Source organism: Methanoculleus sp. UBA303, assembly GCA_002501655.1.
Lineage (GTDB): Archaea > Halobacteriota > Methanomicrobia > Methanomicrobiales > Methanoculleaceae > Methanoculleus.
Genome location: DANY01000044.1, coordinates 1 through 21,848 on the forward strand (window position 1 = coordinate 1; position 21,848 = coordinate 21,848).

A 21,848-nucleotide genomic window follows, 5' to 3' on the forward strand; every position below is an offset into this window, starting at 1 on the left:
CTGACGCCGGTTTCCCGGGAGAAAGGGAGAGTGGGCCCGAATCCGGTTCTTCCCCGGGATCTCCCCGGTCTCTGCCTCGTGTCTTCAGCGTCCAGACTCAATTCCTACAGATTGCCATCCGCCTGTAACCCCCTCCGGGGGGTGGGGCAGTACGTGGGGATACCGGGGACAAGCTGTCTCCCGGGAGGCAACCCCCCGGATAGTGTGAAAAAGATCAATACTTCTCCTCCGTTGAGAGTGCCGGTAATTGAGAATCGATGCACTAGGCAGGTAAAAATAGGTTGCCTCTCTCCCGGGTCACAACGTGCCTTTGGTGCTCGGCACGTCGCTGATCGAGGGGTCGATCGCCACGGCCGCCCGTAGCGCCCGGGCGAACGCCTTGAACGCCGCCTCACAGATGTGGTGGTCGTTCCTGCCTGTCACCGCGATGTGCGCGGTGAGCCCGGCGTTGGTGCAGAGGCTGTAGAAGAAGTGCTCGATGAGGTCGCCGGGGATGCCGCCCGGTCCCGCCGGCGAGAAGGCCCCCTCGAAGACGAGGTATCCCCGGCCGCCCACATCGAGCGCCACCCGGGCGAGCGCCTCGTCCATCGGGACAGCGGCGTCGGCGAACCGGGTGATCCCTCTCCCATCGCCGACCGCCTCCGCAAGGGCCGTCCCGAGGACGATACCGATATCCTCGATGGTGTGGTGGGCGTCCACCGCGATGTCGCCGGCCGCCCGGACGGTGAGGTCCATACGGCCGTGCCGGGCAAACGACGTGAGCATGTGGTCGAAGAACGGTATCCCGGTCACGATGGTCCCGGCCCCGGTGCCGTCGATGTCGAGGGAGAGGCTGATATCGGTCTCCCTTGTTGTGCGATGAACCTCACTCGTCCGCATGCGCCGCCTCCAGGACCTCTGAGAGTCGCACCTTCCCGGCGTAAAGAGCCGATCCGAGAACTGCCCCGGTCGCCCCGGCTTCCCGGAGCGCCCTGACATCTTCGGCGCTCGATATACCCCCGGATATAACGACCGGGATCTTCACCCGGCGGAGGAGATCCGTCACCGGAGTAAGTGCGATCCCCTGCTGGAGTCCCTCAACGTCCACATTCGTGTAGAGGAGCGAGCCTGCGCCGAGGCTCTCGAACCGCTCTGCCCAGGAGAGGTAACCCCCTGCCGGGCGCTCCCACCCCTCGATCATCACCTCACCTCCCCGGGCATCGATCCCCGCCATGACCCGCCCGCTCCCGAACTCGTCGGCAAGCGTCCGGATAGTCTCCGGTTCCCGGACGGCCAGGGTCGAGAGGATCACCCGGTCGACGCCGGTATCGAGCCACCCTGCAGCGTCCTCGACGCTCCTGATACCGCCGCCAAGTTCGACAAAAGCGCTGGTCTCGCGTGTGAAGGCCCGGATCAGGTCGGCGTTCTTCTGCGCCCGGCCAAACGCCCCATCGAGGTTGACGATGTGGATGCCGTCCGCTCCCTCATCGAGCCACCGGCGCGCCCAGGCGGCCGGGTCCCCGTAGACCGTCGCCGCCTCCGGCCGCCCCTGCACGAGCTGCACGCACCGCCCGTCCAGGATATCGACTGCAGGATAGATCTCCATGCTCTTCAGCGTATGATCCGTTCGATAGGCATGACTAATATGTCTTTTGCGCCGGCCCGCTTTAACTGGTTGATCAACTGGTAGACCCGCTCCTCCTTCACGACAGCGTGAACGGCGACCAGGTTCTCGTCTGATGCCACGTCCATAACTGTCGGGCCGGAGAGGCCTGGCAGCACCTCTCTCACGTCTGCAAGAGCGCTCCGGTGGACGTTCATCATCAGGTAACACTGTCCCTTCGCCCGGATGACGCTCTCGAGGGCAAGGATGATCTCGTCGATCTTCTCCCTCTTCGCCACAAGAGCGTCAGGGTTCGCCACCAGGACCGTCGTCGAGGTGAGAACCTCGTCGATGACCCGGAGATGGTTCGTCCGCAGCGTCGTCCCCGAGGACGAGAGGTCGACGATGGCGTCGGCGATACCGAGGTGCGGCGTCGCTTCGCACGCCCCTCCCACAGTCACGACCGTCACGGTGACACCGTGCTCCGCAAAGAACGAGCGGGTGATCGCCGGGAACTCAGTCGCCACCTTGGCCCCGTCGAGGTCGGTGACCGCCTTGATATCGGCCTCCTCCGGCACAGCGACGACGAGCGTCGCCTTACCGAGCTGCAGGTCCAGAACCTGCTCGACCGCCGAGCCCCGCTCCATGACCATATCCCTCCCGGTAATGCCGAGGTCGGCAACGCCGCTCGCCACATACTCCGGTATATCGATCGGGCGGGCGAAGAGTATCTCCACGTTCGGGTCATGAGTCCGGGTGATGAGCCTCCGCTCTCCGCCGTCGACCAGGTGGAGGCCGCTTCTCTCGATCAACTCGTTGACGGGCTGGGCGATCCTGCCTTTATTCGGGATGGCAAGACGGACGAGCCCGGGTCCGTGCTGCCGGGATGATGGTTTGCTCATAGACTACGACAACTCCGAACCGGGAAGATCAGAAGGTGGAGAGTTCTCCCCGGATGACCTTCTCGGTGATGGTGGTGGTCTTCTCCAGCCACCCGTCGATGATCGCCTCGACATCGGGTTTGACCGATTTCATGTCCACGCCCGGCTTCGTGAGGATCTGGGCGCTTGCTACATGGGGCTCATCGATCGGGTAGCCGATCTGGGAGAGGATGCGGACGTACATCTCCTCGATGCCGTCGACCTCCGCGACACAGTCCTGTGCTATCTGCGTCGCGAGGAGGTTGTAGATCTTTCCTATGTGGTTGATCGGGTTCTTGCCGCTCGTCGCCTCCATGCTCATGGGGCGGTTCGGGGTGATCAGCCCGTTCGCACGGTTGCCGCGACCGACGGACCCGTCGTCACCCATCTCGGCCGAGGTGCCCGAGACCGTCAGGAAGACGCTGCCCGCCTCGAGGTCGTCGGCGGTGTTGATGGCAACGTTGATCTTCCTGGTCGTGAACTGCTTTGCGACGAGAGTTATCTGCTCTGCCAGAACGTTCTTCTGCTCGACGTACTCAGCGATGCCCGAGCAGTAGCGGTCCACAAACGCCATGGCGACAGTGAGGGTAACGGCGTCGCCGTCACGCATGCACATAATCTTGCAGTCCTGACCGATGACGGGATACTTCGGGCGGAGTGTATCATCGATGAACGCGGCAACGCCCCTGACGATACTCTCTGCCTCACTGAACGGCGCGTGCCCGACACCGAACGAGGTGTCGTTCGCCCGTGGAACCTTCCCCTCACAGGACCGGAAGACGTCCTGCAGATCGGTCGACCCGTTCCCCATCCGGCAGTCGACGATGACGTCGCGCTCCATGTTGATGAGGGGGAGGATCTTCCTGATGTAATCCCGTGCCGCCTCGACGGCGATCGCGTCTGCGGGGATGTTCACGCCGTTGAAGGTCTTCGTGGCCCGGCCCGATATGAGGAAGTAGATCGGCTTTGTGATCCGGCCGCCGCCGAACTTCGGGATCGACTCCCCGGCCACGACCTCGCCCTGGTCGGTGTTGTGGTGCAGGACGCTGCCGCACTCCTCCAGGTATGACCTGCTGAGCGCCCGGCTTATCGACTCCGCGATACCGTCCGCCAGGCTGTCCGGGTGCCCGAGACACTTGCGCTCCACCAGTTCTATCCGCTGCTTCTCGATCGGGATCTGGTCAAGCCCTTCTACGCTGATGTTCCTGGTCATCAAATCCACCGTAGTTCTAAAGTATGATTAAAGAAATGATTGCAACTCATATAACCATTTCTAACCGTCACTCCGGATACGGATGTCGGAACGGATGCCGATTTTGCAGTTGCCATCCCTGAAGATGCGCACCATGCCCCCACTCTCGGAGACCGTGATGCCGATGGCCGGGATCTCGTGTGTAATAGACGCAGTTGCGCGATGCCTTCCCCCGAGACCGCTCGGAAGGGCGATGCCCCGCCCGGTGACGTCCAGGTAGCGCCCCGCCGACCGCACCTCGCCGGTCTTGTCGATGACGAAGACGCCGTCGAGCTGGGCGAACTCTTTGACGCTCTCCCAGTTGTCCTTGTTCTTGATGTCCCGCAGCGCGGCAGGCTGCCCCTGGTAGGGGTTGAGGATCGCCTGGTGGGAGTGTTTGAAGACCTCTTCCGGGTCTCCGATGATAAAGGCGGTCCCGATGGCCCTTCCTTCCCTCCCTTCAACCGCGATCTCGAGGGCGAGCGTCAGGGCCGCGTGGAGCACCTCACGGGGGACGATGTCGGAGAAGTCCTTGAGGTTGATGAAGTTCTTCCCCTCCTCGATATCGTATATGATGACCGCGTAGGGAAAGACACCGACGACGAGGCCGTTCTCCAGGTTCCGCCGGAGGTAGAGGTGGACTGCGGCATCCAGCATATGCCGCTCGCTCACCTCCAGGATGTCGTGCATGGTGAGGTCCTTTAAGACATCGAGCTGCAGTTCCTGCACCCGTATGATCGGGACGTCGGGCGTGCCCGGGGGGACCGGGGTCGGATCGACGAACGAGACGACTGCCCGTGCGCCGATCTTTGCCGCCACCTCGCAGGCGGTAGCAAGCATCAGGTCGCCGTTCATAGCATACTCCGGATCAGTCCCGGTATCTCTGAGGGCCGGGAGGCGACCGGGATCCCGAGGGCAGCAAGGCGCCGCACCTTGGAGCGTGCGTCGCCCTCGCCGCCCTCGATGATCGCCCCTGCGTGACCCATCCGCTTCTCGGGCGGGGCACTTACGCCGGCGATGTAGGAGACGACCGGGAGGCTGGTCGACCGGACCCCCTCTTCTTCGAGGTTGCCCCCCACCTCACCGATGACGACGACAGCCTTCGTCTGCGGGTCATCCTCGAACCGCGCGAGCACATCCACGAACGTCTGGCCGATCACCGGGTCGCCGCCGATACCGACGACCGTGCTCTGGCCGATGCCGGCACGGGTGAGTTCGTCGACAACCTCGTAGGTGAGGGTGCCGCTCCGGGAGACGACGCCGACGTTCCCCCGGGTGGCGAGGTGGGCCGGCATGATACCGAGTTTGCACTCCCCCGGCGAGAGGAGCCCCGGACAGTTCGGGCCAATGACCGTGCAGTCGTGGAGTTTCGCGTAGGCGACTGCCGACATGACGTCATGGACCGGTATATGTTCGGTGATGACGACGGCGAGATCGATCCCGGCATGCGCCGCCTCCATGACCGAGTCGCACGCGTGCGCGGCCGGGACGAAGACGACGCTCGCGGTCGCGTCATGCTCCCGGAGCGCCTCCCGCACCGTATTGTAGACCGGGACGCCGTGGACTTCCTGTCCGCCTTTGCCGGGCGCAACCCCGGCGACGACGCCCCGGCCGCCGACCTCGCGCGCGTAGTCGTTCATCAGTTCAGTGTGGAACCTGCCCTGCCTGCCGGTTATGTTCTGGACGATCACTCCGAGGTTTCTGTCCCCGTAGATCATAGTGCGACCTCCATAGCCGCCCTGACGGCCGCATCCATGCTCTCGAGCATACGGTAGCCGTGTTCGGCGAGAAGCCGCCGCCCTTCCTCCTCGTTCGTCCCGGCCATCCGGACGATGACCGTCGGTGCGACACCGGCGGCGATGATCCCCTTTGCCACCTCGTCGCACCGGGTGATGCCCCCGAGGAGGTTGACCACGATCACCTCTACCTCGGGCATGCTTGCGACGAGCCGGACGGCGTGGACCACGCGTTCCTGGTCGGCGCCGCCGCCGACGTCGAGGAAGTTCGCCGCCCTTCCTTTGTAGTACTCGATGAGATCGAGCGTTGACATCGTGAGCCCGGCGCCGTTCCCGATGACGCCGATGCTCCCGTCTAACTCGACGTAGGAGAAGCCGTGCTTCTCGGCCTCACGCTCGCGCTCCGAGAGGTCGCGGTTGACCGCTATCCCCTGGCGAGCGAGGGCGTTATCGTCGACGATGAGCTTCGCGTCCGCCGCATAGACCCCCTGCGGCGTCGTCACGAGCGGGTTTATCTCCGCGAGCATGGCGTCCTTCTCCTGGAATACGCGGTAGAGGCTGTTGATCACGGGGCCGAGTTCCTTCGGGGCGCCGCCGAGGAGTTCCCGCATGAGGAACGGCGGGATGTCCCGGAGGAGCGGTGATACGACGACCCTCCTCACGGCGGACTCGTCGGCCAACGCCGCGTTCTCGATCTCCACACCGCCGGCATCGGCAAAGAGGATCACCGGCTGCCTGCTCGACCGGTCGACGGCGATGCTGACGTAGTACTCGTGCTCGATCGCCAGACGTTCCTCGACGAGGATCTCCCTGACCGGGACCCCCTTGATCTCCCGGGAGAAGAGGTCCCGGGCGGTCCGGACTGCCGTCGCGTCATCGGCGAAGAGGACGCCGCCGGCCTTCCCCCGGCCGCCGACGTCCACCTGCGCCTTCAGCACCACGGCATCGCCGAGTTCCGGCAGGTGCGCCGTAACCTCTTCCGGTGCCCGTACAAGAACTCCCTTCGGGACCGGAATGCCGTACTTCGAAAAGATCTCTTTTGCTTCGTATTCCAGTAGTTTCATAGATTACACGCTCGTTCTCCGAGTTCGAATCCCCGTTTCAGTGCCCTGAGGTTCAGATCCTCAGTGCCTCTGGGCACGCTGTCGAGCACCGCACGCTCGATCGCCTCCCTGCTCACGATCCCGGTTGCGGCCACGAGGGCGCCGATCATGACGATGTTTGCCACGATCTCCCGGCCGAGGTTCTCTTTTGCCTCCGCCGTCGCCGGGACCTCGTGGTGACGGCAGGCCGGGCGGGACCGGACCAGGTCCGCATCAAGGACCATGACTGCGTCCGGTCGGGCCCTGACCCCGTACTTCTCAAACCCCTGCTGGGACATGATGACGTAGATGTCGGGGTCGGCCACCTCGGGGTAGAGGATCGGCGCATCGTCGATCACCACCTGCCCCATCGAGGCCCCGCCCCGGGCCTCCGGGCCATAGACCTGCGTCTGGACGGCGTATTTGTCGTCGTAGAGCGCCGCCGCCCGCCCGAGGATGACCGCGGAGAGGATGATCCCCTGTCCGCCGTAGCCCGAGAACCTGACTTCGTGCCTCATTGCTTCACCCCCATCGCCGGCCGGTTCCGCCGGACCAGTTCCCCGACGGTGAAGGTGCCCTCCGGGATCGGCCTTCCTTCCCTCGCCAGACGGTCGCGCTTCTCGACAAGCATCGCGTGGCTCCGGAGGTGCTCGATCATGGCCGGGACGCTCCGGAGTTTGTTGTGGCGGCCGTAGTTCGTCGGGCACTGGGTCCGCACTTCGATGAAGGCGAGCCCCGGCGTCTGCATTCCGGTCGTGACGGCCCTGGTGAGTTCCTTGACGTGGTAGGACGTCCAGCGGGCGACGTAGTTTGCGCCCGCGGCAACGGCGAGTTCCGCGAGGTCGAAGGCCGGTTCGCTCGCCCCGTAAGGCGTCGTCGTCGATATGGCCCCAAGCGGGGTGGTCGGGCTCCCCTGCCCGCCGGTCATGCCGTAGATCTGGTTGTTCATGCAGACGACGGTCATGTCCACGTTCCGGCGGCAGGCGTGAATGAAGTGGTTCCCGCCGATGGCGGCAAGGTCACCGTCGCCCGTGAAGACGACGACGTTTAGGTCCGGCTTTGCCATCTTCACCCCGGTGGCGAACGCGAGCGCACGCCCGTGGGTGGTGTGGAGCGAGTCAGCGAGGATGTAGCCGGGGGCGCGGGAGGAGCACCCTATACCGGATATGAAGGCCGTCTCGCTCCGCTCCCAGCCCATCTCCTCCACCGCCGCGAGGGTGCAGTTGAGGACCGTCCCGTTACCGCACCCGGTGCAGTATATGTGGGGCAGGCGGTCCTCACGGAACCAGTCGGGCGCGATCATCGGTGCGCCTCCAGGGCCCGCACGAGTTCGGCAGGGGTGTGGAGTTCTCCCCCGATCTTTTCGAGGGGGATGACCGGCTGGTCGACGTGGCGCTGGACCTCCCGCACCATCTGGCCCATGTTCAGTTCCGGCATCAGGAAGACCTTCGCGTTGCCGAATTCCTGCAGGGCAAACTCCGGGAACGGCCAGACGACCCGAAGGCGCAGGTGCCCGATCGAGTCGTCGGGGCGGTCGCGCATAACCTGCTCGACCGTCCGGGACGGCGGGCCGTAGGTGACGAAGACCGTCTCGGCGTCGGGGTTTGTGACCTCGTAATCGGCGATATCACGGCGTGCCGACTCGACCTTGGCGACCAGCCGCCGCACCAGCCGGTCGTGCGCACCGGGGTCGGTCGTGTCCGGGTAGCCCCGCTCGTCATGGGTGAGGCCGGTCACGTGGACCGACCGGCCCAGGCCAAAGGGCGCGAAACCCGGAACACCGTCGTTGCCAGCCTCGAAAGGAAGGCATCCTTCTGCGAGCGGCCGGCGGGAGGTGACATCGACCGCGTCCGGGATGGTCACCCGCTCTCGCATGTGGCCGACGATCTCATCGGCCATCAGGAACGTGGGAACCCTGAACCGGTCCGCAAGGTCGAACGCCTTCACCGTCAGGTCGAACATCTCCTGGACGGAGTTCGGGGTGAGCGCGATGATGCTGTAGTCGCCATGCGACCCGAACCGGCACTGGAGCATGTCGCCCTGCGCCGCCCGCGTCGGCTGGCCGGTGCTCGGGCCGCCCCGCTGGACGTTGACGATGACGCACGGCGTCTCGGTCATGGCCGCATAGCCGATGTTCTCCATCATCAGCGAGAACCCCGGGCCGCTTGTCGCGGTCATGGCCCGGGCTCCAGTCCAGGCGGCGCCTATCACCGCGGCGATGCTCGCGAGTTCGTCTTCCATGGATATGAAGACCCCTCCCATCTTCGGGAGTCTCCGGGCCATGGTCTCGGCGATCTCGGTCGACGGCGTGATCGGGTAGCCGCCGAAGAACCGACACCCGGCGGCGAGCGCGCCCTCTGCACAGGCGGCGTTTCCTTGCATAAACTCAACTCTGCTCAAAACTCCACCTCCACCCGATGAGGCTCAAACGGCCTCTCCTCGACCCAGGCGATCGCCTGGTCGGGGCAGATCATGTGGCAGACCCCGCAGAGCATCCGCCCATAGAGGGCTTGCAGCCTGCAGTTCGTGCACCGTTCGGGGCGGTCGAGGACCGGGGAGACGACCCCCCGGCTGTTGAGTTCCGTCCCTTCCCGAAATATCCCATAGGGGCAGACCAGCACGCAGAGGTTGCACCCTTTGCAGCGGCTTTCATCGATGACGAGTTTCATGAGACGGTATCCTATCAGATATTGAATCGCTGGTAAAATTGTGTTTTCGCTTTCTCGCGTACGGCGCAGAAGAGATCGCCGCCGTGGGCGTCGATACCGACTGTAAGGGGCAGGTGATCGGCCTCGATAACCCATACCGCCTCGGCCATGCCCAGGTCTTCGAAATAAACGCCTTTAAGGTCCATGCGGGCGGCGGCGAGGGCGGCGCACCCACCCGTGAGCGCGAGGTAGACGGCGCGCCCCCGGAGTTGCTCGACCACCCCGGCCCCCATCCCGCCTTTGCCGATGAGAGCGCGAACGCCCGCATCGATGAGGAAGCCCGTGAGCGTGTTCATCCGGGCGGATGTGGTGGGCCCGGCAACGACGAGCCGGCCTCCCTGCACCACAGGGCCGCAGTGGTAAACCACGGCGCCCTTCGGGTCGAAGGGGATGCCTTCGGCGATCATCCGGAGGTGGGCCTCATCCCGGGCGGTGTAGATCGTCCCGGAGAGGGTCACCCGGTCGCCCGCCCGGAGGTCGAGCACCTCGTCGCCGAGCGGCGTCGTGAGATCGATCATCGTTCCACCTCCACGGTCGCCCGGCGGCAGGCCCAGCACTGCACGTTCACCGCCACCGGGAGGGAGGCGGTGTGGCAGTCGGCCCGCTTCACCTTCACCGCGAGCGCCGTCGTGTCGCCACCAAGACCCATCGGCCCGATACCGAGGGCGTTCGTCGCGTCGCAGAGTTCCTGCTCGTAGTCGTCCATAGTGTCGACCGGGAGGAGCAGGGCTTCCTTTGCAAGCGCAGCCACCCCATCGAATGTCCCGCCGATACCGACGCCGAGTATCACGGGAGGGCAGGGTCTCCCGCCCGCAATGAGCATCGTCTCGGCGACGAACTTCGGGATATCCGCCGCCTGCGAGGGGAGGAGCATCCCGATCCTTGAAGCGTTCTCGGAACCTGCGCCTTTCGGGAGCACCGTTATCGTGAGCCGGTCCCCGGGCGTCACATGGACGGCGGGCATACCGACTCCGGTGTTGTCCCCGGTGTTCTTCCGGGTGAGCGGGTCGACGACGTTGGGGCGGAGCGGGATTGTGGCCGTCGCGCGACGCACCCCCTCCCGCACTCCCTCTATGAGGGAGTGCGTGTACGGGATATCGGGGGGCAGGGTGAGGTAGACCACCGGCACGCCGGTATCCTGGCAGATCGGCACCTCCCGCTCTTCTGCGAGCGCTATGTTCTCCAGTATGTTGGCGAGTTCGCATCGTGCGATCTCATCCCGCTCGGCCGCCGCCGCCCTCCTGAGCGCCGCGAGCACGTCGGGAGGCAGCCGGATCTCGGCCTCTGCAAGAGCTCTCTCTGTGGCGTCTGCCAGTGCGCCGGGAAGCCCCGTATCTGCCGAATTAACCATCATTTATACTGGTGGGAAGGGACTATAAAAATCTATATTCCCGCAGGTACTGGATCTGGCGTCTGCGGGCCGCTCCTCGGAAAAAGGATGGGACGGAATGCGAGTTTACGCTGCCGTTACCCGTTCTTCGACGATCTTTGCGGGAGTCGGGATCTTGTAGATGCCGCGCCGGAGGGAGACCTTGGCCTTCTCGACATACTGGGGGGTCGTCCAGACGGAGAAGACCTTCTGACCGCTCTGGACCCGTGCCGCGGTGCCGACAGCCTTCCCGAAGGCAAGGCGCATACCTTCCGAGACACGGTCTGCTCCTGCGCCGGTCGCCTGCTTGTTCTCACGGAGAACGTGGTGCGGGAAGGTCCGGATCTTCAGGTGGTAGTTTGCCCTCCCGACCTCCTTCATGAGCTGCCGGTTGATGCCGATACGGGCGGCCTCAAGGGCCGTGTGGCGTATCTGGCAGGTCTCCTCGACGACGATGGAGAGTTCGACCGGGAAGTCCTGGCTGAGGTTGCCCATATCAAACTGCACGATCTTGCTGCCCGGCACGCCGCCCATGTATTCTCTGCGCGTATATGCTTTCTTTGCGAGGTTCCTGTACATCTTCGCTGGTTTTCGTACCATCTCTAAAAACTCCTGCCGATCTATGAGTGCTTTATAAAATGGAGATTTCTTCTAATAAAACTTACTGGGCGTTTTCAGCCTCGTTGATCATCTCAAGCACCCCCCGCCGGACATCCGCGAACCCGGCGCTGGTGCGGTCACGCGGTCGGGCCCAGGGGATCTTGATGACCTCCCGGACCGACCCCGGTCGCGAGGAGAGGACGACGATCCGGTCGGCGAGGTAGACCGCCTCGTCGACGCTGTGGGTGACAAAGATGATCGTCTTCTTCGTCTGTTTCCAGAGGCAGAGGAGCTCTTTCTGCATCCGGTTCCGGGTCTGGGCGTCCAGCGCCCCGAACGGCTCGTCCATGAGGAGGACGTCGGGGTCGTTTGCGAGCGCTCGTGCGATCGCTACCCGCTGTCGCATACCGCCGGAGAGTTCGAAGGGGTAGGCGTCCCGGAACCGGGAGAGGCCGACCATCTCAAGGTAACGATCCGCCGTCTGCCGGCGCTCCTCCTTTGCGACGCCCTTCATCTCGAGGCCGAAGGCGATGTTGTCGATCACCGTCCGCCAGGGGAAGAGGGAGTACTCCTGAAAGACCATCCCCCGCTTCGGGTCCGGGCCGGTGACAACGTGGCCGTCTATGGTCACGCTCCCCGTAGTCGGGGTCTCAAGCCCGGCGATGATCCGGAGAAGCGTCGTCTTCCCGCATCCCGACGGCCCGACCAGGCAGATGAACTCCTCGTCCCTGATCTCGAGGTTGACGCCCTCGAGCGCCGGTGTTACGGTGCCGCCTTCCTTCGAGAAGGACTTCCCGACGTTATTTATCTTAACGCCGCTCATTCTAGGCCACCTCCCCTGCATGCCACCGCAGGAGCCGCCGGTCCACGTAGTTCCTGAAGATCCGGTCGATGAAGAGGCCCAGGAACCCGAGGATCAGCATGTATACGAGGACGTTTGCCATCGCGTAGTGGTAGTAGTTCTGCCAGAGCGAGTAACCGAGGCCTATGTCGCTCACCCCGAACATCTCGGCGGCCACAAGGCACATCCACCCGACGCCCATTGATATCCGGATCCCGGATGCTATCGATGGGATCGCCGACGGGAGAGCGACATGGCGGATCAACTCAAACGGTGTGTCGCACCCGAGCACCTTGCCTGCCTCGACGAAGATCTTCGGCACGCTCCGGAACCCGGCGTAGGTGCCGATCAGGATCGGGAAGAACGCCCCGATGAAGATGACGAATCCGGCTGCCTGCGGGGTGAGCCCGAACCATATGATCGCGAACGGGATCCAGGCGAGCGGGGGGATGGGCCGGAGGACCTCGATGATCGGGTCGATGACGGCATCGGCGATCCGGAACCAGCCCATGGCGATCCCGATCGGGACGCCGAGAAGAAGCGCAGCCCCTATGCCGATGGTAAAGTGTTCGAGACTGATCATGAGGTCAGCAAGGAGTCTTCCAGATCCCAGGAGGTTGACGAACGCGGCGGCGGTATCGGTGAAACTCGGCAGGATGAACGGGTCGGCGACGATCAGGTCGGCTACTGCCTGCCAGATGACTGCCGCTGCCGCAAGCGACGCTATCCCGAGGAGTCTCTTCTGTTGCTCTCTATTCACTCGTAGGTTCATGGTATTTCTGTTCCGCTTGTTTGGTGATGGGGGCCGCCCTGAGATGCCGGCCGGTATGGGGTATGGTGAATGCTCTTTATTTCATCGGTTTTCCTCTAAAATATTCTTTTCCGGGAGGAGAAAAAGGGGGGCCGGGTCAGGCCCGGGCTTTCTCGTAGAACGAGAGGTCGAAGATGTCGTCTTTGGTGAGGTGTTTGTTGATATACCCGAGTTCATACTGGATCCGGGCGTAGTCCTCAACCGAGCCGACGATGAGGTTCGGGTCCGCGGTCCAGGTGCCGTCCCATTCCTTAAAGGACTTCTGGACGTCTGCGATATCCTGACCGGTCTTCTTCGAGTATATCGTCGCCGCCTCGTCCGGGTGCTCGATGTTGTACTCCGTCGCCCGGATGTGCGTCTTCACAACCTGCTCGACGAGTTCAGGCTGCTCACGGATGAGTTTGCCGCTCGCAACGAGGACACAGCAGGCATGGTTCGGAGCCATCTCGCCGGAGGCGACGACCGTCCTTCCGGCCCCTTTGCTCGCGATGACCGCCGGTGCCGGGTGCGGCAGGAAGACGCCGTCGATCTGGTCGGCGATGATCGCCGTCGTGGCGTCACCGGGGCCCATGGGTTTTATGGTCACGTCCTTCTCGGGGTCAAGGCCGTTCTCCTGGAGCCAGTTCCGGAGGAGCGTGTCCTGGATGGATCCCGGTGGGAATGTGCCGATCGTCAGGCCTTTGAGGTCCTGTGGGCTGGTGTAGGGGATCTCGGGCCGGAGCACGAGGTCGGAGCCCTGCGTCTGGACGGCGGCGACGATCTTTGCGTCAAGACCGCTTGCCAGGGCGGATATGAACGGCGCTGATCCGACGTAGGCGATATCGATGTTCCTGCCAAGCATCGCCTGCATCTCAGGTGGTCCGGTGGGGAAGGAGTAGTCGGTCACTTTGGTGATGCCGAGGGGCGCGAGGTCTTCCTGCCACCATCCTTTCTCCATAGCGGTCATGTGGGCGGTCTGGTGGGTGCTCGGCTGGTAGCCGATCCGGAGGTCCGTCACCGTTCCGGTATCTGTTCCTGTGCACCCGCTGACGAACGTGAACGCCGCGACCAGGGCCACGGCCAGAAGGATTGCAATAATTGGTCTCATAGGTATCTCCATGGGTATGAGTGACTGTTATGCAGTGTAATCTTCATGCTGTCGGTATATAGTAGTGTCGAAAATTGGCAGTATAATTATACTATAGTATTAAAATTTGTTCGACATTCTCCCATATTGGAGAAATGAGTGCAAGGTAATGTGGAGGCGGAGGCGCACTTTGCCGGGTGAGGTCGTCCCCAAATGCCTCTACCGGGACACCCCCCTCCCGGTCCCTCCCCCAATGGCGACACCCAATGGAAAGCCGTTTCGCCATCTTTGCCCAGGATATAGTTCAGATGGCAGCTATCTGGGAAATCAGCGCTCTGATAAGGGCGTATCGAAGGTCCGGAGATCCATTTGGGATAACCTCACATAATAATCTACAGTATATCTACAGTACATAAGTAGGATTCCCGGGTATGGTCACCGGAAACAATCAATCTGTAAAAACAGGAGGGAGAAAAAATGACAAATAACTTAACATTTAACGAGGCAATGAAAAAGCATGTCCGGACATTGAAACAGTATGTGCCGATTGTAGCAAGAGTTCATGGAGGTAATCACCCGGAATTTCATGAAGTTCGCAAATTGTTCGATACAATCGTCGAGAAAACAAAAGAAGCGGGTTCAAATAAACCTGAATTAAACGAGGAGTTTGCCAGACTGCGGGAGATCACGGATACTTACACTGTCCCGGGAGATGTGTGCGAAAGTTATGAGGCTGTTTACAGTATGTTGGCCGAGATAGATGGGGCATATCGTGCTGGATAGCGCATATCGTGCTTAAATCATTATAATGCAGAGAAGACGGTGAGCGTTTTGCAGAGATTTATACTGAGCAAGAAAAATCAGATAACACTGATTTGCGCCATTTTAATCGTTTTCGGGTTTACCAGTGGGCTGGGTTTTAAAAATGAGACCGTAGCTATTTGGTCCCTGGCTATCGCCTCAATTTTAGGGGTTGCGCCTATTGCCATCCAGGCCTATCAAGCATTGAAGGTTAAAGTCGTCAGTATTGATGTTTTAGTTACCATCGCGGTTACCGGGGCATTTCTCCTCAGGAATTTTGAGGAGTCTGCCATTGTCACCTTCTTATTCTTGTTTGGCGCTTTTCTGGAACAGCGGACATTGAACAAGACGCGTTCGGCCATAAAAGAGTTAACGGAAATGGCGCCGGAAAGCGCTTTAAAACAGATGGACAATGGTGAATTTGAAGAAGTAAAAGTAGATGATGTTGACGTAGGCGATATTTTACTGGTGAAAACTGGCGCGAAAATTCCTGTTGATGGAACCGTTCTGTCAGGAGAAGGTCACATTAATGAGGCAAGTATCACCGGCGAATCTGTCCCGGTTGGCAAAAAGAAAGATTCAGGCGTATATGCCGGAACGATTCTGGAGAATGGAACGCTTCAAATTGTTGCCGACCGTGTAGGTGAAGATACTACTTTCGGTAGAATTATAGAGTTAGTTGAAGAAGCGCAGGATTCAAAATCCGAAGCGGAACGCTTCATTGACAGATTTTCTAAATACTACACCCCGGCAGTTTTAGGGCTCGCCATTATCGTATGGTTATTTTCACGAGATATTGAACTGGCCATTACATTATTAGTTCTGGGATGTCCCGGCGCACTGGTTATCGGTGTACCTGTTTCAAACGTAGCGGGCATTGGCAACGGAGCACGGCACGGCGTTCTTTTAAAAGGCAGTGAAGTTATTGGCGATTTTAGCAAGGTTGATACAATCGTATTTGACAAAACAGGTACATTAACGATAGGCAATCCTAAAGTAGCAGACAAAGAATTTTACGCAGACAACGTTGGAGAGGTATTAGCTTACCTTGCAAGCGTTGAAAAAGAATCAGACCATCCCTTAGCCAACGCAATTGTAGAACACATCGGAGCTATAAAATCATATCCAATAGAACAAACAGATGTTGTAAAAGGCGCCGGAATTATCGCTTACATCGATGGACATAGGGTTGCGGTAGGCAACGTTACGCTCATGGAGCGGGAGAATGTTCATTTAGCTGAAAAGGCCCGTGCAGATATTGCCCGATTCGAAAAGAACGGAAACTCACTTGTTTTAATATCCGTCGATGGTGAATTAAAAGCACTGATGGGTATCCGTGACCAGATTCGTCCGGGTGTAAAAGAAGACCTGCAAAAATTAAAGAAATTAGGCGTTAAAAATCTGGTAGTTCTTTCGGGAGACAACCAGGGGACAGTTGATCTGGTGGCAGGTGAACTGGGGCTGACAGAAGCGCACGGACATATGTTACCGGGAGATAAGTCGAAATATATTGAAGATTTAAAAACTAAAGGTCATATAGTAGCGTTCGTTGGAGACGGAGTAAATGATAGCCCATCCCTCGCTCTGGCACAAATCGGAATTGCTATGGGAAGCGGCACAGATGTCGCAATTGAGACCTCGGATGTCGTCCTGATGAATTCGGATTTTAGTCGCTTGCCACATGCACTGGGTTTAACAAAAGCAACAGCTGCTAATATGCACCAAAATATTGTTATCGCAGTAGGAGTTGTGTTGGTCCTGCTTGCAAGTGTATTTTTAAGTGAATGGATGAACATGTCGATAGCGATGCTAGTACACGAAGCAAGCATATTAGTCGTAATTTTAAACGGAATGCGGCTTCTCCGTTTCAAATTATGATATTAGAATAAGGAGAGATGAAAATGCAAAAAGCAACGATTCAATTAGAAACATTGACTTGCCCATCATGTGTCCAGAAGATTGAAAAAGCAACAAAATCTTTGGTCGGTGTGGATAAAGAAAGTGTAAAGGTGCTGTTTACCTCAAGCAAAGTCAAATTTGACTTTGATGCTGAAAAAATATCAGTTGGGGAGGTCGAAAAGGCCATTACTGCACTTGGATACGTAGTTCTCAAATCTCAAGTGAAAGATAAGTGAACTACCCCGCCCTTCAGGGCGGGGCTTCCTGCTTCATCCTTCCTCTATTGAGGCAAGTCCACAGGCACAACGGTGCGTTCCGCACCTGCTACCCCGACAAGATTCTGATCTTGCAAGGCGAACTTCTTGATTATTGATCGCCGTGTTGACGTCGCGGTCATGATGGGTGCCGTGCGCGGGGAGACCCCTCCATTGCGATACCCACCACGGTCCACTGCCCGGGGTGAACCGGAGAACATCCAGAGCACCCATCCCATCCGTGCGTGGTTTTAATCTCTTCCCGGGCCAAACGGTACAGACAGGACTGTTGATAGAATGCGTTCGGATCAGATTCGGCAGGGCCGTCTCTCCGGGGATCGTTCGGGCGATATCGAGCATTTTCTTGCCTCGATGGACGCCGACCGCTGGATAGCGGAGGCGGACCTCCTCGTGGATATGGCGCACCTCCTCGGCCTTCGGCGGCAGGAGATCATCGACGAAGCTCCGGCACGGGCGCTGATGGCGGCGCTCCTCGACCTCCACGACCACGGCCTCCCGGAGGAGGCGTTCGACGAGCGGTTCGAGGATATCCATGCCGGAAAGGAGGCCTACCTCATCGACCGCGTCGGCGAAGACTTCGGCGGCCGCCTCCACATGGGCCGGTCCCGGAACGACGAGGTCGCGACCTGCATCAGAATACGGCTCAAAGAGGAGATCATCGGCCTCGTGCGATCGCTCACCGGTCTCAGGACGACCCTCCTCGACGTCGCCAGCAGGCACACCGGGACGGTGATGCCGGGCTTCACCCACCTGCAGCACGCCCAGCCCACGACGCTGGCCCACTACCTCCTCGCCTACGAGCAGGCCTTCTCCCGGGATACGGCCCGGCTCCGGGATGCGTATGCCCGGGTGGACGTATCGCCGCTGGGTTCGGCGGCGTTCGCCTCGACCGGCTTCCCGCTCGACCGTGACTACACCGCCCGGCTCCTCGGGTTCGCCCGCCCGGCGGCAAACAGCATGGATGCGGTCGCCGCCCGGGACTTCGCGCTTGAAGTGCTCTCCGACGCCGCCGTCTGCATGACGACAGTCAGTCGGCTCTGCGAGGAACTGGTCCTCTGGAGCACCGCGTTCTTCGGGTTCGTCCAGCTGGACGACGCCTACTGCTCCTCCTCCTCGATAATGCCCCAGAAGAAGAACCCGGACGTCGCCGAGATTATGCGGGCAAAGGCCGGATCGGTCGCCGGGGAGCTCACTGCAGCCGTCACGATCACGAAAGGGCTCCCCATGAGTTACAACCGCGACCTCCAGGAGCTGACAGTGCACCTCTGGCGGGGCATGGAGGCGGCCCGGCAGAGCATCCCGCTCCTCGCCGGCATGATCGGTTCTGCGACCTTCACCACAGAGCGGATGGCTGCCGAGGCGGGCAGGGGCTTTGCCACCGCGACAGAACTCGCCGACGTTCTCGTTCGGGACTACGGGCTTCCCTTCCGCACCGCCCACCGTATCGTCGGGCGGGCGGTGCGGCACGGTTCGCTCGACCTCGCGACGCTCGAAGGCGCCGCCCGGGAAGCAGCCGAGCTCTCGGTCGTGGAACTGGGCGTGACCCAGGAGCGGATAGACGAGGTCCTCGACCCGCGTCATGCCGTCGCCGTGCGGAGCATCGTTGGCGGCCCGGCACCCGCAGCGGTTGCGGCGCAACTCGCCGAGCAGAAAGAACTCCTCGCCCGGGACGTGGCATGGGCGGAGGAGACGGAAGCAGCGCTTTTGTGCGCGTTTGAAGATCTTATATTGGAATCACGGAGGCTGGCAGTATAATGGAGATACTTCAGGCCGGAGATCGGGTGCGATACGCCAACGGCGGGACTGCGCTCACCGGCACCTACATCACCGAACGGGATGGGATGGCCGTCATCAAGCTGGACAACGGCTACAACATCGGGACGTCCCCGGAGAAGGTCGAGCTCGCCGAACGAGCGGCCCCGCAGTCGCCGGCAGGTGCAGGCGTCGTCGTCCAGAACCCCGACCTCCCGGAACTCTCTATCGTATCCACCGGCGGGACAATAGCAAGCAGGGTGGACTACCGGACCGGGGCAGTGACGAGCCAGTTCTCGGCAAGCGATATCCTGCGGGCGATCCCGGAACTCGGGAGCATCGCTCGCTACCGCGACCGCCAGATAGCAAGCATTCTCTCCGAGAATATGCGTCCGGCACTCTGGCAGGAACTCGCCCGGGCGGCCTACGCTGAGATCCGGCACGGTACGTCCGGCGTGATCGTCACGCACGGCACCGATACGATGGCCTCCTCCGCCGCAGCGGTCAGGTTCATGCTCAAAACCCCGGTGCCGGTCATCTTTGTCGGGTCGCAGCGGTCTGCCGACCGCCCGAGCTCGGACAACGCCATGAACACTCTCTGCAGCGCTGCCGTCGCCGCCGGCGACCTCGGCGAGGTGGCGGTGGTGATGCACGCGACGACGAACGACGACCGGTGCGCCATCCACCGGGCGACGAGGGTCCGGAAGATGCACACCTCCCGGCGCGACGCCTTCCAGAGCATGGGGATGGCCCCGCTCGGCCACGTCGACTACCCCTCGCTCTCCGTCACCCTCTCTGACGAGGCGGTGCGGCGGGGAACGGGGGAGCCGGAACTCCGTGATGCGCTCGAGGAGCGCTGCGGCCTCCTCCACTTCTACCCCGGTATGCCTTCCAGTATCCTCGACGCCTTCGAGGGCTACGCGGGTCTTGTCCTCTCGGGGACGGGGCTCGGGCACGTGGCGACGGAGTGGATCCCAAAACTCCGGGAGATGATCGAGGACGGGACGACCGTCGTCATGACATCGCAGTGCCTGCACGGCCGGGTCTGCGACCGGGTCTACAACACGGGGAGAGACCTCCTCTCGATCGGCGTGGTCGAGGGCGAGGATATGCTCCCTGAGGTGGCGCTCGTGAAACTGATGTGGGTGCTTGGGAATGAGCGGGACACCGAACGGGCGGGCGTGCTCATGCAGACCGACCTTGCGGGCGAGATCCGGCGGAGGTCGATCTGATGGATTATACTGAACTCGGGCTGAAAGCCGGGATCGAGATCCACCAGCAACTCGACACGGCCGAGAAACTCTTCTGCCGGTGCCCCACTCTTCTTCGTGACACGGCTGAGCGGACCGGGGAGTTTTACCGCTACCTCCGGGCGACGGAGAGCGAACTCGGGGAGATCGACCGGGCGGCAGAGGAGGAGATGAAACTCGTCCGGAAGTTCTGCTACTACACCTATGACACGGTCTGCCTGGTGGAGCACGACGAGGAGCCCCCGACCCCGATGAATCCCGAGGCGCTCGAGGTCTGCCTCACGATAGCAAAGATGCTCGGCATGACCCCGGCCGAGCAGGTGCATACGATGCGAAAACTCGTCATCGACGGCTCGAACACCAGCGGGTTCCAGCGGACAGCGCTCGTGGCGCTCTCCGGCGCCCTCCCGGACGGTTGCCGGATCGAGACGATATGCCTCGAAGAGGAGGCGGCGCAGCGGGTGGAGGACGAGACCTTCTCCCTCGACCGCCTGGGGATCCCGCTCGTCGAGATCACCACCGCCCCCTGCATGCACACTCCCGAGGCCGTTCAGGAGGTCGCCGCCCACATCGGTATGGTGCTCCGGTCCACCGGCAGGGTGAAACGAGGCCTCGGGACGATCCGGCAGGACATCAACGTCTCCATCCGCGGCGGTGCCCGGGTAGAGATCAAGGGCGTCCAGGAACTCGACCTCATCGCCGAGGTGGTCCGGCGCGAGGTCGAGCGGCAGGTCGCTCTCCTCGCCATCCGTGATGAGCTCCGGGAACGCGGCGCCAGGGTCGACCACACCGTCGTCGACGTCACCGCGCTCTTCTCCGGGACGGCGTCCTCTATCCTGAAGAAGGCAAAGTCCGTCCTCGCGATCCGGCTCTCGGGGTTTGCGGGGCTCGTCGGGCGGGAGATCCAGCCCGGGCGGCGTCTTGGAAGCGAGATGTCGGACTACGCGAAGAAGTGCGGCGTCGGCGGGATCTTCCACACCGACGAACTCCCCGCCTACGGTGTCACCGCGGAGGAGGTGGCGCGCCTCCGGGAGTTCGTCGGCGCTCGCGAAGAGGACTGCGTCGTCATCGTGGCGGCGGGCCGGGAGCGCGCCGGCTGTGCGGCCGAGCAGGTGATGATCCGTGCGGAGATGGCGCTCTCCGGCGTGCCCGAGGAGACCCGGAAGATGCTCGAGGAAGGGAGTTCTGCCTACATGCGCCCCCTCCCGGGAGCCGCCCGGATGTACCCCGAGACCGACGTCTTCCCGCTCGATATCAGCGAGGCGCTCTGGGAGAGCATTGCGGTGCCCGAACTCCTCACTGACCGGGCGGAGAGGTTCGTCAGGGAGTTCGGCCTCGACGAGGCGCTGGCACGGCAGGTGGCGTTCTCCGAGCGGCTGCCGACGTTCGAGAAGGCCGTCGCCGCCGGTGTCCGCCCCACCATCGCCGCCCGGACGCTCCTTGCCACCTGCCGGGAGCTCGCCCGCGGGGGTGTTGCCGTCGGCCAGGTGAGCGAGGATGAGATCCTCGCCCTCCTCTCCGCCGTGGAGGCGGGCCGGGCCGCAAAGGAGGCTATCCCGGACCTCCTCACCGAACTCGCGCGGACCGTCGGCGCCGTCGCCGGGACGCCCCGGGAGCGGGTGGATACAGCCATCGGGAAGATGGCGCCCGCCGTCTCGCAGGCGGACGTGGAATCGATCGTGCGTCGTATCGTGGCCGAGCGGGAGGAGTTCGCCCGCGAAAAGGGCATGGGCGCGCTCGGCCCCCTGATGGGGATCGTCATGCAGGAACTCCGGGGGAGTGTGGACGGCAAGGTCGTCAGCGAGAGCCTCCGGCGCGAGCTCAAGCACCTGCTCTCCTGACGTGCGGCACGACCTGCCAATGGCCACCGGGTATCAGGAGCGCCGCCTTATGGCCGCCGTACCGGTCGGCCATCCCGGCCGCCG

The 21,848-nt window shown here is 61.9% G+C and carries 23 protein-coding genes; 6 read left to right on the forward strand and 17 right to left on the reverse strand.

From position 1 onward, the window contains the following. Positions 1-297: 297 nt before the first annotated feature. From hisB to BP846_RS11190, 17 genes are all read right to left on the reverse strand, one after another. On the reverse strand, positions 298-879 hold the full coding sequence (gene hisB / locus BP846_RS11110) for an imidazoleglycerol-phosphate dehydratase HisB (protein WP_292395387.1): 582 nt from the start codon (positions 877-879) through the stop codon (positions 298-300). Further along, a complete protein-coding gene (gene hisA, locus BP846_RS11115; protein WP_292395389.1) occupies positions 866-1,585 on the reverse strand; it encodes a 1-(5-phosphoribosyl)-5-[(5-phosphoribosylamino)methylideneamino]imidazole-4-carboxamide isomerase in 720 nt (239 codons plus the stop codon). The genes hisB and hisA overlap by 14 nt, the downstream gene beginning before the upstream one ends. A 5-nt stretch (positions 1,586-1,590) precedes the next feature. Continuing rightward, the gene (gene hisG, locus BP846_RS11120; RefSeq protein ID WP_292395391.1) at positions 1,591-2,484 is read right to left on the reverse strand and encodes an ATP phosphoribosyltransferase; all 894 of its coding nucleotides are present in this window, start codon (positions 2,482-2,484) and stop codon (positions 1,591-1,593) included. A gap of 28 nt (positions 2,485-2,512) precedes the next feature. Then, positions 2,513-3,715, reverse strand: a complete 1,203-nt coding sequence (locus tag BP846_RS11125; protein ID WP_292395393.1) for a methionine adenosyltransferase — start codon at positions 3,713-3,715, stop codon at positions 2,513-2,515. Positions 3,716-3,775: 60 nt separating this feature from the next. Then, positions 3,776-4,588 (reverse strand): DNA integrity scanning protein DisA nucleotide-binding domain protein, encoded by an 813-nt coding sequence (locus BP846_RS11130; RefSeq protein ID WP_292395395.1) that lies wholly within the window; start codon positions 4,586-4,588, stop codon positions 3,776-3,778. Further along, on the reverse strand, positions 4,585-5,451 hold the full coding sequence (gene sucD / locus BP846_RS11135; RefSeq protein ID WP_292395397.1) for a succinate--CoA ligase subunit alpha: 867 nt from the start codon (positions 5,449-5,451) through the stop codon (positions 4,585-4,587). The genes BP846_RS11130 and sucD overlap by 4 nt, the downstream gene beginning before the upstream one ends. Then, on the reverse strand, positions 5,448-6,533 hold the full coding sequence (locus BP846_RS11140; protein WP_292395399.1) for a succinate--CoA ligase subunit beta: 1,086 nt from the start codon (positions 6,531-6,533) through the stop codon (positions 5,448-5,450). The genes sucD and BP846_RS11140 overlap by 4 nt, the downstream gene beginning before the upstream one ends. After that, positions 6,530-7,069, reverse strand: coding sequence for a 2-oxoacid:ferredoxin oxidoreductase subunit gamma (locus BP846_RS11145; protein ID WP_292395400.1), 540 nt, complete (start codon positions 7,067-7,069; stop codon positions 6,530-6,532). The genes BP846_RS11140 and BP846_RS11145 overlap by 4 nt, the downstream gene beginning before the upstream one ends. Continuing rightward, on the reverse strand, positions 7,066-7,854 hold the full coding sequence (locus tag BP846_RS11150) for a thiamine pyrophosphate-dependent enzyme (RefSeq protein WP_292395402.1): 789 nt from the start codon (positions 7,852-7,854) through the stop codon (positions 7,066-7,068). Before BP846_RS11150 ends, BP846_RS11145 begins: the two co-directional genes overlap by 4 nt. Then, positions 7,851-8,951 carry a 2-oxoacid:acceptor oxidoreductase subunit alpha gene (locus tag BP846_RS11155; protein ID WP_292395404.1) on the reverse strand — a complete coding sequence of 367 codons (1,101 nt, stop codon included), beginning with the start codon at positions 8,949-8,951 and terminating at the stop codon, positions 7,851-7,853. Before BP846_RS11155 ends, BP846_RS11150 begins: the two co-directional genes overlap by 4 nt. Then, positions 8,948-9,220 carry a 4Fe-4S dicluster domain-containing protein gene (locus BP846_RS11160; protein ID WP_292395405.1) on the reverse strand — a complete coding sequence of 91 codons (273 nt, stop codon included), beginning with the start codon at positions 9,218-9,220 and terminating at the stop codon, positions 8,948-8,950. Before BP846_RS11160 ends, BP846_RS11155 begins: the two co-directional genes overlap by 4 nt. A gap of 14 nt (positions 9,221-9,234) precedes the next feature. Beyond that, positions 9,235-9,777: a FumA C-terminus/TtdB family hydratase beta subunit gene (locus tag BP846_RS11165; RefSeq protein WP_292395407.1), complete on the reverse strand. Its 543-nt coding sequence runs from the start codon at positions 9,775-9,777 to the stop codon at positions 9,235-9,237. Beyond that, complete coding sequence (locus BP846_RS11170; protein ID WP_292395409.1) at positions 9,774-10,613, reverse strand: fumarate hydratase; 840 nt, start codon at positions 10,611-10,613, stop codon at positions 9,774-9,776. Before BP846_RS11170 ends, BP846_RS11165 begins: the two co-directional genes overlap by 4 nt. Positions 10,614-10,715: 102 nt before the next feature. Then, entirely contained in the window at positions 10,716-11,228 is a 513-nt protein-coding gene (locus BP846_RS11175) for a 50S ribosomal protein L16 (protein ID WP_292395411.1), read from the reverse strand. A 61-nt stretch (positions 11,229-11,289) separates the two neighbouring features. Next, positions 11,290-12,051 (reverse strand): ABC transporter ATP-binding protein, encoded by a 762-nt coding sequence (locus tag BP846_RS11180; RefSeq protein WP_292395413.1) that lies wholly within the window; start codon positions 12,049-12,051, stop codon positions 11,290-11,292. A gap of 1 nt (position 12,052) precedes the next feature. Further along, positions 12,053-12,841, reverse strand: coding sequence for an ABC transporter permease (locus BP846_RS11185; RefSeq protein WP_292395415.1), 789 nt, complete (start codon positions 12,839-12,841; stop codon positions 12,053-12,055). Between the two features lie 136 nt (positions 12,842-12,977). Next, positions 12,978-13,967 (reverse strand): ABC transporter substrate-binding protein, encoded by a 990-nt coding sequence (locus BP846_RS11190; RefSeq protein ID WP_292395416.1) that lies wholly within the window; start codon positions 13,965-13,967, stop codon positions 12,978-12,980. 456 nt (positions 13,968-14,423) lie between these two features. Here BP846_RS11190 and BP846_RS11195 point away from each other — a divergent pair, with 456 nt between their 5' ends. From BP846_RS11195 to gatE, 6 genes are all read left to right on the forward strand, one after another. Next, positions 14,424-14,729, forward strand: coding sequence for an iron-sulfur cluster repair di-iron protein, ric (locus tag BP846_RS11195; RefSeq protein WP_292395418.1), 306 nt, complete (start codon positions 14,424-14,426; stop codon positions 14,727-14,729). Positions 14,730-14,777: 48 nt separating this feature from the next. Then, entirely contained in the window at positions 14,778-16,625 is a 1,848-nt protein-coding gene (locus BP846_RS11200) for a heavy metal translocating P-type ATPase (RefSeq protein WP_292395420.1), read from the forward strand. 23 nt (positions 16,626-16,648) lie between these two features. Next, complete coding sequence (locus BP846_RS11205; RefSeq protein ID WP_292395422.1) at positions 16,649-16,882, forward strand: heavy-metal-associated domain-containing protein; 234 nt, start codon at positions 16,649-16,651, stop codon at positions 16,880-16,882. A 315-nt stretch (positions 16,883-17,197) separates the two neighbouring features. Then, complete coding sequence (gene argH, locus BP846_RS11210; RefSeq protein ID WP_292395423.1) at positions 17,198-18,676, forward strand: argininosuccinate lyase; 1,479 nt, start codon at positions 17,198-17,200, stop codon at positions 18,674-18,676. After that, positions 18,676-19,905, forward strand: coding sequence for a Glu-tRNA(Gln) amidotransferase subunit GatD (gene gatD, locus BP846_RS11215; protein ID WP_292395426.1), 1,230 nt, complete (start codon positions 18,676-18,678; stop codon positions 19,903-19,905). Before argH ends, gatD begins: the two co-directional genes overlap by 1 nt. Continuing rightward, positions 19,905-21,764 (forward strand): Glu-tRNA(Gln) amidotransferase subunit GatE, encoded by a 1,860-nt coding sequence (gene gatE, locus BP846_RS11220; protein ID WP_292395427.1) that lies wholly within the window; start codon positions 19,905-19,907, stop codon positions 21,762-21,764. The genes gatD and gatE overlap by 1 nt, the downstream gene beginning before the upstream one ends. The last annotated feature ends 84 nt before the right edge of the window (positions 21,765-21,848 follow it).